This is a genomic window from Frankia sp. EI5c (assembly GCF_001636565.1).
GTDB lineage: Bacteria > Actinomycetota > Actinomycetes > Frankiales > Frankiaceae > Parafrankia.
On the sequence record NZ_LRTK01000022.1, the window covers coordinates 19,069 to 31,943 of the forward strand.

The 12,875-nt window shown below is 73.2% G+C and carries 9 protein-coding genes and 5 pseudogenes; all 14 read right to left on the reverse strand.

Annotated elements, in window-relative coordinates; genetic code table 11:
* Positions 1 to 857, reverse strand: a pseudogene (locus tag UG55_RS47095) (amidohydrolase family protein); the annotation flags it as partial.
* Between the two features lie 66 nt (positions 858 to 923).
* A complete protein-coding gene (locus UG55_RS12620) occupies positions 924 to 2,483 on the reverse strand; it encodes an amidohydrolase family protein (protein WP_066067390.1) in 1,560 nt (519 codons plus the stop codon).
* Positions 2,464 to 3,474: an aminopeptidase gene (locus UG55_RS12625; RefSeq protein ID WP_066067393.1), complete on the reverse strand. Its 1,011-nt coding sequence runs from the start codon at positions 3,472 to 3,474 to the stop codon at positions 2,464 to 2,466. The genes UG55_RS12620 and UG55_RS12625 overlap by 20 nt, the downstream gene beginning before the upstream one ends.
* Positions 3,471 to 3,637: pseudogene (locus tag UG55_RS45330) on the reverse strand (amidohydrolase); the annotation flags it as partial. The gene UG55_RS12625 and the pseudogene UG55_RS45330, both read right to left, overlap by 4 nt.
* A gap of 1 nt (position 3,638) precedes the next feature.
* A pseudogene (locus UG55_RS36270) lies at positions 3,639 to 3,741 on the reverse strand (hypothetical protein); the annotation flags it as partial.
* 1 nt (position 3,742) lies between these two features.
* Positions 3,743 to 4,643 (reverse strand): annotated as a pseudogene (locus tag UG55_RS36275) (amidohydrolase family protein); the annotation flags it as partial.
* A gap of 228 nt (positions 4,644 to 4,871) precedes the next feature.
* On the reverse strand, positions 4,872 to 5,603 hold the full coding sequence (locus UG55_RS12635) for a GntR family transcriptional regulator (RefSeq protein WP_066067399.1): 732 nt from the start codon (positions 5,601 to 5,603) through the stop codon (positions 4,872 to 4,874).
* A 227-nt stretch (positions 5,604 to 5,830) separates the two neighbouring features.
* Positions 5,831 to 6,880 carry an LLM class flavin-dependent oxidoreductase gene (locus tag UG55_RS12640; protein ID WP_157901509.1) on the reverse strand — a complete coding sequence of 350 codons (1,050 nt, stop codon included), beginning with the start codon at positions 6,878 to 6,880 and terminating at the stop codon, positions 5,831 to 5,833.
* A gap of 5 nt (positions 6,881 to 6,885) precedes the next feature.
* Positions 6,886 to 8,097 (reverse strand): M20/M25/M40 family metallo-hydrolase, encoded by a 1,212-nt coding sequence (locus UG55_RS12645; RefSeq protein WP_066067405.1) that lies wholly within the window; start codon positions 8,095 to 8,097, stop codon positions 6,886 to 6,888.
* A complete protein-coding gene (locus tag UG55_RS12650) occupies positions 8,094 to 9,425 on the reverse strand; it encodes a CaiB/BaiF CoA-transferase family protein (RefSeq protein ID WP_199865121.1) in 1,332 nt (443 codons plus the stop codon). Before UG55_RS12650 ends, UG55_RS12645 begins: the two co-directional genes overlap by 4 nt.
* Positions 9,422 to 11,056, reverse strand: coding sequence for a methylmalonyl-CoA mutase (locus UG55_RS12655; protein WP_066067411.1), 1,635 nt, complete (start codon positions 11,054 to 11,056; stop codon positions 9,422 to 9,424). The genes UG55_RS12650 and UG55_RS12655 overlap by 4 nt, the downstream gene beginning before the upstream one ends.
* Positions 11,053 to 11,520, reverse strand: coding sequence for a cobalamin B12-binding domain-containing protein (locus UG55_RS12660; protein WP_066067414.1), 468 nt, complete (start codon positions 11,518 to 11,520; stop codon positions 11,053 to 11,055). Before UG55_RS12660 ends, UG55_RS12655 begins: the two co-directional genes overlap by 4 nt.
* Positions 11,517 to 11,965 (reverse strand): M20/M25/M40 family metallo-hydrolase (locus tag UG55_RS47100; RefSeq protein WP_396230882.1); only part of this gene is annotated, 449 nt, incomplete at its 5' end. The genes UG55_RS12660 and UG55_RS47100, both read right to left, overlap by 4 nt.
* Before the next feature lies 1 nt (position 11,966).
* Positions 11,967 to 12,773: pseudogene (locus UG55_RS47105) on the reverse strand (M20 family metallopeptidase); the annotation flags it as partial.
* Positions 12,774 to 12,875 lie beyond the last annotated feature (102 nt).

Below are 12,875 nucleotides of genomic sequence, written 5' to 3' on the forward strand. Positions count from 1 at the left end.
GGGTAGTCACTGCCGAACAGCAGCTTTTCCAGCGGCACGAAGAACTGCTCGCAGTGGATGAGGAAGCGGTAGAACTCCTCGTCCGTCACGGTGGCGATGTGGTACGAGATGTCGGTGTAGAAGTTCGGGTGCTTGGTGAGCATGAACAGCGCCTCGTCGATCCACGGGATCCCGCAGTGGGCGATGATCACCCGCAGGTCGCGGAACTCCCGGCCGACGTCGTCGAGCATCGCCGGGCGCGCATAGTCCATCCGCGCGTCGATGCGGGTGGAGCCGGCCTGGTGGACCATCACCGGAATGCCGAGGTCGGCGGCGGCGGCGAAGACCGGGAAGGCGATCTCCCGGTCCTGCGGCGACCAGTGCTGGTACATCGGGTAGAGCTTCACCCCGGACAGCCCGAGTTCCTCGACCGACCGGCGCAGCTCGGCGACCGCCGCCCGCGGGCCGCGGTAGGCCGGGTTCACCGACCCGAAGCCGATGAAGCGCTCCGGGTCGGAGCGGACCACGGCCGCGATGTAGTCGTTGCACTTCTCCGGGGTCGGCGGGCCGGGCACGTCGGTGATCCCGTAGGTGTCGACCGTCCCGATCAGCTCGCCGTCGAGGAACTGCGGCGAGACGCCGAGGACGATCATCTTGTCGAAGCCGGGATGGTCGCGCAGGCTCTCCGCCGGCCCGATCACCGGCCAGCCGGCCCGGGAGAACCCGCTGTCCTCCCACTCGTCCTCGGTCGGCATCCGGTGGGAGGGCACCTTGCCGAGGCTGCGGTAGATGCACAGCGAGCCCTCACGGCCGTAGTCCGTGTTGAACTCGTGGTCCTCGGCCAGGCTCAGGATGTGCGTGTGCGCGTCGATAATCATGACGTTCGCTGTCCGTTCTGGGTGCTCGGCACCCGGTCCTGGGGTGGTCCGGCGGCTGGGAGCCGCCTAGAGGCGGCGGGCGTTGTAGACCGACGCGGGCTCGGGCCGCGTCTCGTACCAGGGCCGGTAGAAGTCCAGGACGTACGGCTCAACCTCGGCGCCCAGGGCGGCCCAGTCCCGCTCGTCCGCGGTCGGCCGGTACAGGCGCCGCTCGCCGACCTCAGCCAGCTTCGCCGCGAGGGCGTCCTCGTCGACGACGGTGACCCGGCCGCCCGCCATGACGACCTTGCCGTGGATGAGCACGGTGTCGATGTCCGCGGCGCTCGCCCGGTCGAGGAGGACGTCCAGCACCGGGGTGGAGTCGTACCGGCCGGGTGGGAACAGGATGCGCCGGGTGTCGACCACCAGCAGGTCCGCGAACGTGCCGGGGGCGAGCCGGCCGACCCGGCCCTCCATCCGCAGCGCCCGCGAACCGTTCTCGCCGGCGGCGCGCAGAACGCTCGCCGAGTCCAGCCGGATCTCGTCGAACACCCGCGGGTCGCGCTGCAGCATGGTGGCCAGCCGCAGCTCGGCGAAGAAGTCCTCGCGGTCGCTGAAGGAGATCCCGTCGGTGCCGAACGCCAGCCGCCCGCCGGTGGCGAGGATGTCGCGGGCCCGGCAGATCCCGGCCGACAGCCGCAGGTTCGACCCGGCGTTGTTCGAGGCGACCGCCCCGGAGTCGGCGAAGATCCGCAGCTCGTCGTCGGTCACCCAGACGAAGTGCGCGCAGACCAGGTCCGGGCCCAGGACCCCGAGGTCGGCGAGCCGCTCCAGCGCGGAGCGGCCGTGCGCGCGGACGTTCCACATCGCCTCGGCCCGGGTCTCCAGCACGTGCGAGGTGATCCCGGTGCCGTAGTGGTCGGCGGCGGCGCGGCAGCGGCGGTAGAGCTCGTCCGAGCAGGCGGGAGTCCAGTCCGGCGCGAGCAGCACCCGGATCCGGTCGCCGTGGCCGTCCCAGCGGCGGACCAGCCGGTCGTAGGCGGCCATGACGTCGTCGACCGGCCAGGCGTAGCCCATGGGGGAGCGGCGCACCCGGGCGGCGAGATCGGCCGGCAGCCGGGCCAGGAACTGCTCGTCCGGCTCGTGCACGTAGGTGTTCTGGTCCCGGCTGACCAGGCCGAACGCGACCCGGAAGCCGATCTCGTCGTACACCGAGAGGGCGACCTCGGCGCCGAAGTCGGGCAGCGCCGGGCGGCCGTAGTACATGTCGACGGCGCCGGTCTGCCCGCCCCTGATCGCCTGGACGAGCCCCCAGCGCAGGACGGTCGCCAGGTCCTCCTCGTCCATCGGGCCGTACCCGGAGTGCACGTGCACGTTCGCCCGCTCGAAGATCAGCTGGTACAGGCCGGGGCCGGCGGCGAGCTCCGAGTGGTAGTGGCAGTTGATGAAGCCGGGCATGACCAGGTGGTCCCGGGAGCCGATCACCCGGTCGAACGGGCCGCGGGCCTCCATCAGCTCCCGCGGGCCCACCGCGGCGATGGTGGAGCCCTCGACGATGACGGCCCCGTCCGGGATCAGGGTCCGCTCGTCGAGCGCGACCACCGGGTCGCCGACGACCAGGATGCGTTCAGCCGACTGTGAGGTCATCCGCGAGCACCCCTTCCACCAGCACGGGACGTCCGTCGAGGTGGAGCGTCGCGGCGCGCAGCACGCAGTCCAGGTGCGCCGCGGCGGCGACCGTCCCGCCGTACGCGATCGAGTTCCCGAGCGCTATATGTGCCGTACCCAGCGTCGACTCGGTCTCCATCGCGACCCCGCACACCCGGCCGTTCGGGTTCAGCCCGACCGACACCTCCGCGAGGTTCGACATCCGCGGGTCGGCGACCCGGGCGATCATGTCGGTGAGCCGGTCGGCCTCCCGGCCGGACACGTCGACCAGCTCGCCCGCGCGGAAGGTGAGCGCGACCGGGGACGGCAGCGGCCCGACGCCCATGAACAGCAGGTCGGCGTCGATGACGACGACGCCGTCGGTGCTGCCCTCGACCGGGGCGGTGCCGGCTTCGACATCGGGCGGCGCCATGTAGGCGCCCGGCTCACGGGCGATGCCGTGCAGCGCCCGGCCGCCGCGGCCGCGCACCGAGCCGGCGACGTCCGTCCCGGCCGGGCTGGTGATGCGGTAGGTGTCGGCGCCCGCCCAGGAGGCGGCGAGAACCTCGACCGTGCGGCGCAGCTCGTCGAAGTCGACGTCCAGCGGCCCCCCGGCGCGGAATGTGCTGGCCCGTACGGCCGGCATCGCCAGGTACCGGGTGCCGGCGTGGGACGCCTGCTGGCGGGCCGCCGACGATCCGATGAACGTCGACGTCAGCTCGATCGCCGCCGCGGCCTCGGCGAGCAGCGCCGCGACCGAGCCCGGCGGCTCGCTGCCCGGCACCTGGTAGCGCGGCACCCGCGCGACCACGCACACGGCGTCGCGCTCCTCGACGCCGGCGGCGAGCGCCGCGACGACCGCCGGGTCGGTCTCGGCGTCGGTGAGGAGCACGACCTCCTCGCCCTTGCCGACGGCCAGGCAGCGGTCCAGGACGTTGGCGACGGTGGCCGCGGGGATCTCGGCCCGTACCGGATGCTCAGGGGAGGTCATGCCACGGCCGACGGGGTGGGCGGGATCGGGACGTCCGTGCCGGCGTTCTCCACCCGGGCCAGCACCCGGGCGAACGCCTTGTCCGCCTCGCGCAGGATCAGATCCTCGTCGACCAGCGTCAGTTCGCGCCCGGCCATCACCACCCGGCCGTCGATGATCGTCGNGTCGACGCACGAGCCGTTCGCCGAGTACACGAGGTGGGAGTACAGGTGGGCGACGTCATTCGCCTTGCGAGGCGTGAACATCGTGCTGTTGAGGTCCACCAGGNTGATGTCGGCCTTGTGCCCGGCGACCAGCTGCCCGGTCTGGTGCCCCAGCGCGGCCGACCCGTTGCGGGTCGCCATCCGGACGACGTCCGGTGCCTGGCCGAGGCTGGAGTCGACGCGGTTCGCCCGGTGCATCAGCGAGGCGAACTTCATCACCTGGAACATGTCCCGGCTGTTGTTGCACTCGGCAGCGTCGTGGCCGAGGCCGACGTTCAGCCCGGCGGCGAGCATCTCCGGCAGCCGCGCGATGCCGTTGCCGAGCTTCGCGTTCGAGCTCGGGTTGTGCGAGATCTGCGTGTTCGTCTCCCGCATCAGGGCGATCTCGGTGTCCGACAGCCAGACGCAGTGCGCGGCGACGGTGTTCCGGCCGAGGATGCCCGTCTCGTAGGCGACCTCGGTCGGCCGCAGCCCGAAGCGGGCCTTCGAGTTCTCCACCTCGGACAGCGACTCGTTGAGGTGGATGTGGATCCCGGTGCCCAGCTGGTCGGCGAGCGCCCGGGTGTCGCGCAGCAGCTCCCGGGAGGCGATCGGCAGCCACTCGATGCCGATGTAGACCTCGACCCGGCCGTCGGCGGCGCCGTGGCAGGCGGTGTACGCGCGGTGGTTGTCCTCGAGGGTGTCGAGGTTGTGCTCGGCGTCGGCCACGTCGTTCGACAGCACCGCCCGGATGCCGATCTCGGACGCGGCCTTCGACAGTGCCTCCAGCTGGCGGTACATGTCGTTGACGGTGGTCACGCCACCCTTGATCGACTCCGCGTAGCTGGCGAGCGCCGCCCAGTACGCCGCCTCCGGGTCGAGCGCGCGGATGATCGGGTACCAGCAGGTGTCCAGGTACTCCCACAGCGGGAGGTGATCGCTGTAACCCTTCGCGATCGCCGTGTGGTAGTGAAGGTCGACCAGCCCNGGCAGCACGAGTTTGTCGGTGCCGTCGAGGACGGTGGCCGGCGCCTCCCCGGCGGTCCCGGCGGCGGCCCCGTCCAGGGTGCCGGTCGGGCCGACGGCGGCGATCCGGTCGCCCTCGATCAGGACGTCGCCACCGAAGTACACGGTGTCGGCGTCGTCCAGGGTGAGCACCGTCCCGTTACGGATCAGCGTGCGCTCGGACATGGGTGGACCTCCTCATCGCGACGGTCAGTCGTTCTCGCTCTTGCGTGCCCGGGCGCCGCGGCCGACCCACGCGCTGGTGTCATCCGGGTCGAACGCGGCCAGCTGGTCGGCCATCACGCTGCTGACGTGCTCGCGCATCAGCCGCTCGGCCGCGGCCGGGTCCCGGCGGGTGATCGCGTCGTGGATGGCGCTGTGCTGCCGGACGGAGCCCTCCAGGCGCCCCGGGATGGCGACCGTCAGGTTGCCGATCCGAATCAGGTGGTCGCTGAGGTTCTCGATCATTTCCCGGATCCGGCGGTTGCGGGTCTGCCGGTAGACGATCCGGTCGAACGCCTCCAGCAGCTCCGGCAGACTGTCCACGTCCCCGTCGGCCCAGGCCCGCTCGCTGTCCCGGACCATCCGGGTCAGCTCCGCCAGGTCCGCGGCGCTGATGTGCTCGGCCGCCTCCCGCGCGCACGCGCCCTCCAGCAGCTCGCGCAGCTCGTAGATCTCCTTCAGGTCCTCGCGGTCGTAGCCGGAGACGACCGCGCCCTTGTAGGGGACGAGCTCGACCAGGCGTTCCCGCTGAAGCCGGACGAGCGCCTCGCGCAGCGGCGTCTTGCTCACCCCGAGCCGGCCGGCGAGCTCGACCTCCCGCATCGGATACCCGGGCAGCAGCTCCAGGTCGACGATCTCCTGCTTCAGCCGCAGGTAAACGACGTCCTTGAGCTGGCGGTGCGGGGTTTCCTGGGCGGGCTGCGCCGACCGGTCAGCCACGGCCGGACCCCGACCGCGAGCGTCCCGCCGCCGGAAATCCCGAAATGGGGGACCGGGCCTGGCCCCACCGCTGTGACCTCGACATTGCCGGTTTCCTCTCAAAAGACGGACAGTCCGCTTATGGCGGACATCGGCCATAATGATGCCGCCGCCGGGCCGGTCTGCCGGCGCACCGCACCCCTGGGCCGTCGTCGTCGTCGCGGCCGCCGGGAGTGGCTCCCGGTCAGCTACCGGGCGAATACCTCCGTCCCGTCAGCTACCTCCGTCACCTCAGCTACCTCAGCGCGGGCGCCGAACGCGGCGTCGAACGCGTCGCGGAACCGGGCGACCGTGCTCATCCGGTCGTCGCCGAGCGGGAACACGTTCACCGAGTCGACACCGGCCTCGGCCAGCCCACGCAGCTGCGCGACGGTGCGTTCCCGATTACCCGACAGCGCCATCCGCCGGACGAACTCGTCCGGGAGCAGCTCCGCCGCGGCCGCGGCCTCCTGGAACTCGCCCCCGGAGTAGCGCCGGCGGACCTCGTCGATCAGCGGCCGGTCGAGGCCGGCCAGCTCGCAGTACACCGGGGCGGTCTGCGGGAACCAGGCGGCGATGCTGCGTGCGGCGGCGAGCGCGGCCTGCTCGTCCTCGTCGATCCGGCCGTAGGCGAAGACCGCCACGTGCGGGCGGGCGGAACGCCCCGCCGCCGCCACCCCGCGGTCGATGTGCTCCAGCGCGAACCGGATCCCGTCGGTGTGCAGGCCGGCGAGCAGCACCACCCCGTCGGCGACCCGGCCGGCCAGCTCCAGGGTCTTCGGCCCGCTCGCCGAGATGAACACCGGGATGTCGGCGCGGGCGCCGAACCGCAGGTGCGCGTCGTGCAGCGTGAACCCGGCCGAGGTGTGGTCGACGTCCCCACCGCGCAGCAGCGCCCGGATCGCGGCGATCGAGTCCTCCAGGACGGCGAGCTTCGCGGGCCGCATCCCGAGGGCCTCCAGCGGCCGGTCGCCGGCGCCGATGCCCAGGATGAACCGGCCGGCGGCGATCTCGTCGACGGTCGCCGCCGCCACCGCGGTGATTCCCGGATGCCGGGTCAGCGGGTTCGTGACCGCCGTGCCGAGCAGCAGTCGGCTGCTCGCCCGCGCGGCCAGCGTCAGGTAGGCGTACGGGTTGCGGCTGTGCAGCGACGAGTCCGTCAGCCACAGATGGTCGAAACCGGACCGCTCGATCTCGGTCACGTACGACTCGAAGACGTCGGGGGTGTCGACCCCCTGGAGGACCACTCCACTACGCATCCGGCTCACTCCTCGAAAAGTCGGGCGGCGGATGCCGCGGTGTCGGCCAGTGCCGCGAGGCCGTCGGCCACCGGCGCCAGGTCGATCCATTCGTCGACGGTGTGCTCACGCTCGCCGTAGGTGATCCCGACGGTGATCGCCGGGATACCGGCCGCGTAGGCGGCGTTCGCGTCGGTGCTGGCCGCGTGCTCCCGGCCGGCGAGTCCGCGCCGGGCGAGCGCCGCGAACGCGGCGGTGGCCAGCGGGTGGTCGGCGGCGATGCCACCGGCGGGGCGGCGGCCGATCTCCCGGACCTCGACGGAAAGGCCCGTCCCGGGGTCGTCGATCACCGCCCGGGCGCCGCGCTCCAGCGCGCCGAGGCCGGCCGCGGAGTCGGCCCGCAGGTCGACCTCGAACCGGCAGCCGGCGGCGCGGATGTTGATCGCCTCACCGCCGGAGATCCGCCCGACGTTCACCGCCACCCGCCCGGGGACGGCAGCGGGATGGGCGGGGTCGGCGGGGCGGGCGAGCGCGGCCAGCCGGGCGACCAGGCCGGCGGCGGCGTGCACCGCGCTCGGCGCGTCCGCGCGCTCCCAGGCGTGCCCGCCCGGGCCGGTGACCGTGACCGCGAACCGCACCGAGCCCACTCCGGTGGTGGTCACCCGGCCCAGGTAGTTGCCCTCCACCGCGATCAGTGCCGCTACCGGCACCGGCGGCGCGGCGAGCGCGGCGGTGACGCCGGCGAGGTTGCCGACTCCCTCCTCGCCGACCGTCGCGAGCACCCACACCGCCCGGCCGCCCGCACCCGTGCCTGTTCCGCCGGTGCCGGTGTCGGTGCCGGTGCCGGTGCCGGCTGTCGCGCTGTCGCCGGCCGCGAGCAGCCAGCCGAGCTCCGCGAGGGCGGCGACGGCGACGCTGTCGTCGCCGACGCCCGGGCCGACCAGCCGGTCGCCCTCCCGGCGGACCCCGTGCTCGACCTCCGGGCCGAAGACCGTGTCCAGGTGCGCGGCGACGACCACAGCGCCCGAAGCGGCGCCCACGCCGTCCCGGACCTTGGCCCAGACGTTGCCGGTCGCATCGACGCGCACCTCGGCCAGACCGTCGGCGGCCCACCAGCCGGCGACCACGGCGGCCCGCCCGGCCTCTCCGAACGGCGGCGCCGGAATCCGGCACAACTCCTCGGTGCGGGCGAGGACCCGCTCGGCCGCTGCCGCGAGCCGGTCGGCGCCGGTACTCATCGGCTTCCCTCCACGACACCGGTCGTGCCACCGGCGGGGGTGCCGCCGGCGGGGGTGTCGCGGGCGGGCGAGCCGTCCAGGATCGTGCCGGCCGTGCGCAGCTCGTCGATCTCGGGGTCGCTCAGCCCGGCCTCGCGCAGCACCTCGCGGGTGTGCTGGCCCAGGTCGGGCGCCCCGGAGGGGAAGGACAGCGGCCCGGGGGCCCGCAGCGGCACGGTGACCGCCTGGTAGGGGATCCCGTCGGGGGTGGCGACCGCCGCGACCGCGCCGATGGCGGTGGCCTGCGCCGAGGTGAGTGCTTCGCCGACGTCCCGGACGAGGCCGGCGGGTACACCGGCCGCTTCCAGCCGGGCGACCCAGGTGGGTGCGTCGTCGGCGGCGAGGGCCGTCTCGATGCGGGCGGTGAGTGCGTCGCGGTTGCGGACGCGGTCGGCGTTGGTCGCGAACGCCGGGTCGTCGACGGCCTCCGGAATGCCGATCGTCACGCACAGCCGCCGCCAGAGCGCCTCGTTGCCGGCGCCGGCCAGGACGAGCTCGCCGGTGCGGGCCCGGAACGCCCCGTACGGCGCGAACGACGGTGAGTGCGTGCCGAGCCGGCTGGGGATCTCGCCGGCCGCGAAGTAGGCCGACGCCGGGGTGGTGAGCCCGGCCAGGGCGAACTCCAGCAGCGAGGAGGACACGTGCCCGCCGAGGCCGGTCTCGGCCCGGCGCAGCAGGGCGGCGAGGATTCCGGTGACGGCGCAGATCCCGGCGCCGACGTCGAGCAGCGGCGCGCCGACCTTCACCGGGCCGGACTCGGCTGTTCCGGTGACGCTCATGAGGCCGGCCTCGGCCTGCAGGATGAGGTCGAAGCCGCCGCGGGAGGCGTCCGGGCCGGTCTGGCCGTACCCGGACACCGAGCCGTAGACGATGCGCGGATGGCGGGCGAGCACCGCCTCGGCGTCCAGGCCGTAACGGGCGAGGGCGCCGGGCCGGGCGTTCTCGACCAGGACGTCGGCCCCGGCGAGCAGCCTTTCCAGCGCCGCCTGTCCGGCCGGGGCGCGCAGGTCGAGGGCGAGGCTGCGCTTGCCGTTGTTGAGGGAGAGGAACAGCGCGGAGCGGTCGGCCACCGTCGCGGTGGCCTGGGCGCGGTAGGAGTCCCCGCCGGCGGGTGGTTCGACCTTGACGACATCGGCCCCGAGCGCGGCGAGCATCATCGTCGCGTACGCGCCGGAGACGAAGCGGGTGAGATCGACGACCCGGACCCCGGCCAGCGGCAGCCCGGATGGTGGCAGCCCGGCCGGTGGCAGCCCGGCCACCGCCCCGGTCATCCTCATCTCGCCGCTCACCACGGTGCGGGCTCCCGGTACTCGCCGAACTCGGCCCGCATCAGGGCGTTGATCTCACCGATCGTCGCGCCGGCCCGGGCGCAGTCGAGCAGGGCCGGCATCACGTTCGCGTCCGAACGGAGAACCCCGCGCAGCCGTTCCAGTGAGGCGGCGGCGGCCACGCCGTCCCGGCCGGTCAGGTGCTCGCGCAGCCGGGTACGGGCGCGTTCCTGCGCCGACGGGTCCGGCTCGAACAGCCGCGGGTCGGCGTCGGCGTCCGACTCGTCGGTGAAACGGTTGACGCCGACCTTGACCCGGCTGCCGTCGACGAGTTCGCGCTCGGTGCGGTAGGCGGTCTTCGCGACCCAGCGCTGCGGGATGCCGGCGGCGAGCATGTCCACCATCCCGCCGCCGTCGTCGATCTTCTCGATCAGCTCGAAGGCGCGCCGCTCCAGCTCGTCGGTGAGCGACTCGACGTAGTAGGAGCCGGCCAGCGGGTCGACGGTGCGGGTCACCCCCGACTCGTGCGCGACGATCTGCTGGGTGCGCAGGGCGAGGCGCACCGACTCCTCGCTGGGAATCTCCAGCGCCTCGTCCCAGCCCATCACGTGCACCGACTGCGCGCCGCCGAGCACCGCCGCCAGGCAGGAGATCGTCGAGCGGACCACGTTGTTCAGCGGCTGCTGGGCGGTGAGAACGGTGCCGGAACAGCCGGAGAAGAACCGCATCCGGGACGACTCGGGCCTGGTCGCGCCGAACCGCTCGGTGGCGATCCGGTGCCACATCCGCCGGGCCGCGCGGACCTTCGCGACCTCCTCGAACAGGTCGAGGGTGGCGGAGAAGTGGAACGACAGCCGGCCGGCGAAGTGGTCGAACGGCAGGCCGCGCCGGGTGATCTCGTCGGCGTAGGCGATGGCGGAGGCGAGGGCGAGCCCGAGCTCCTGGACGGCGTCGCTGCCGGCCTCGCGGACGTGGTAGCCGGTGATGGAGATCGGGTTGAACCGGGGCAGGCGCTCGGCCGCGAACGCGACGACGTCGCCGACGAGGCGCAGCGACGCGGCCGGCGGGTAGATGTAGGTCTTGCGGGCGAGGAACTCCTTGAGCAGGTCGTTCTGGGTGGTGCCGGCGACCCGGTCGAACGGCACACCCTGGCGTTCCGCGGCGACCAGGAAGAACGCGAGGATCACCGGGGCGGTCGCGTTGATGGTGTGGTTCACCGACAGGTCGCCCAGCGGCAGGCCGTCGAACAGCCGCACCATGTCCTCGGCGGTGTCGATGGCGACACCGACCCGGCCGACCTCGGCCTCGGCCATCGGGTCGGTCGAGTCGTAGCCGAGCTGGGTGGGCAGGTCGAAGGCGACGGACAGCGCGGTCTGCCCCTGGGCGAGCAGGTAGCGGTAACGGGCGTTGGCGTCCTCGGCCGATCCGAAACCGGCGTACTGACGCATCGTCCAGAGCTTCTCCCGGTACATCGTCGGGTACGGGCCGCGGGTGTACGGCGCGTCACCGGGCTGCCCGAGCCGGTCGGGCAGCCCCGGCGCCAGGTCCTCCTCGTCGTAGACCAGGCGGACGGGGATGCCGGACTCGGTGTGCATGGGCGTGACCCGCGGCCGGGAGGTCCGGGAAACCTGGGATGGCTGGGAGGTGCTCATCCGCGTACCACCACCGTGTCAGTCGTCGGGTCGGTCGCGGCCCGGGTCGCGGTGGCGATACCGAGGATGGTGTCGACGACCTGCGGCAGTGGCGTGCCGACGCCCTGCACGGCCGCGGCACCGAGCTCGCGCAGGGTGGCCGCGTCCGTGGCGCCGATCGTGCCGCCGACGGTGACGGGGATGTCGGCGATGCCGGCCGCGTCGCGCTCGCGCAGCAGTGCCCTGGTGAGCGCGAGGTGCGCGCCGGAGAGCACCGAGATACCGATGACGTCGACGTCCTCGTCCCGGGCCGCCGCGACGATCTCCGCGACGGAGCGGCGCAGCCCGAGGTAGATGACCTCGGCGCCGGCGTCCCGCAGCGCCATCCCGATGACCTTGATGCCGCGGTCGTGGCCGTCGAGACCGGGTTTGGCGAGCAGCACCCGCGCCGGCCGGCCGGCGGGTGCCGCCCCGGCTGCGGTCACGCCGACTCCGGGGCGAGCGCCAGCGCGACGAACGTCGCGTAGGTCCGGGTCGCCTCGACGAGGTCGTCCACGCTGAGGTGTTCGTCCGGGCAGTACACCGGCTCACCGCCCGGCCCGAAGATGACGGTGGGGACCTTGTGGCCGAAGCTCGCGGTGTCACCGAGCCAGCCGGCGGCGGACAGCTTCGGCGTGACCCCGCCGCGCACGGCGCCGAGCGCGCTGCTCATCAACGTCACGACCTCGTCGTCGGGCCCGGCCAGGTAGCCGTTCTTGACATCCGCCAGGACGACGTCGGCGGCGAAGCGCGGGTCGCGGGCGTGGGCGCGGGCCAGGCAGCGGTCGATCTCGGCGCGCACCTCCTCGACGGTGACGCCCGGCTGCGGCCGGCAGTCCACCCGGATCACGCACTCGTCCGGGATCATCGACGGGCCGCCGGGCGGCAGCCNGCCGTAGATCCGCCCGGGTGCCATGTAGGTCTCGGGGCCGAACAGGTCGGCGACCCAGTCCTCGATCGTCGGGGTGAGCCGGGAGGCGTCCAGCTCCAGCACGGCGTGCGCGGCGAGCATGTTCGCGTTGATCGCGAGCGGCTTGTGGCAGGTGTGCGCGGTCCGCCCGCGGGTCGTGATGTCGAAGTAGTAGCGGCCCCGGTGCCCGAGGAAGATCTCGTTGTCGGACAGTTCACCGAGCACGCACAGATCGGCGTCGTACTCGTCGAAGTAGGCGATCGAGCCCAGCTGGTCGCCCATGTGGTCGGCGACGGCCGCCATCGCGACCGTGCCGCTGACGGGTATCCCGCTGGCCCGCACCGCCTGGATCGCGACGATCTGGCAGACCAGTGCCGCCTTCATGTCCATGATCCCGTGCCCGTAGACGTTGCCGTCGATGAGCTCGCCCGAGAACGGGCTGGTGGCGGTCCAGCCGTGGGCGACGGGCTTGGTGTCCAGGTGGCCGGTGAGCACGACCCGGCGTCCGGTGCCGAGGTTGACCTCCCCGATCGCGTTCGGCCGGTCCGGCAGCACCTCCTGCAGCCCGACCTGCTCGAAGTCGAGGTCCTTCATGGTCTGGGCGAGGAACCGGGCCAGGTCGCCCTCCTCGCCGAGCACGCTCGGAACGCGGCAGACCTGCTGGACGAGCTCGACGAGGTCATCGGTCCGGATCTGCGCGGCGACCTTCGCGGCGATGTCGACTGCCGGCATTCCGACGGACGTGCTCATGGGTGTGGATCTCCTTTGATCGCGGGCGGCCAGGATCATCAGCCGGCGGAGGGGGCTGGCGGCCGCCCGCGGTGGGGGGCGACTGGGCGGTGGGGTCGTGAGGCGGTGCGGGGCCCGTCCACCCGGCCGCCGGGCGCAGGC

Bases quoted from the DNA above. Each gene is read 5' to 3' on its own strand.
- UG55_RS12655 (WP_066067411.1), bottom strand. From the start codon at position 11,056: ATGAGCACCTCCCAGCCATCCCAGGTTTCCCGGACCTCCCGGCCGCGG.
- UG55_RS12620 (WP_066067390.1), bottom strand. From the start codon at position 2,483: ATGACCTCACAGTCGGCTGAACGCATCCTGGTCGTCGGCGACCCGGTG.
- UG55_RS12645 (WP_066067405.1), bottom strand. From the start codon at position 8,097: ATGAGTACCGGCGCCGACCGGCTCGCGGCAGCGGCCGAGCGGGTCCTC.
- UG55_RS12625 (WP_066067393.1), bottom strand. From the start codon at position 3,474: ATGACCTCCCCTGAGCATCCGGTACGGGCCGAGATCCCCGCGGCCACC.
- UG55_RS12640 (WP_157901509.1), bottom strand. From the start codon at position 6,880: ATGCGTAGTGGAGTGGTCCTCCAGGGGGTCGACACCCCCGACGTCTTC.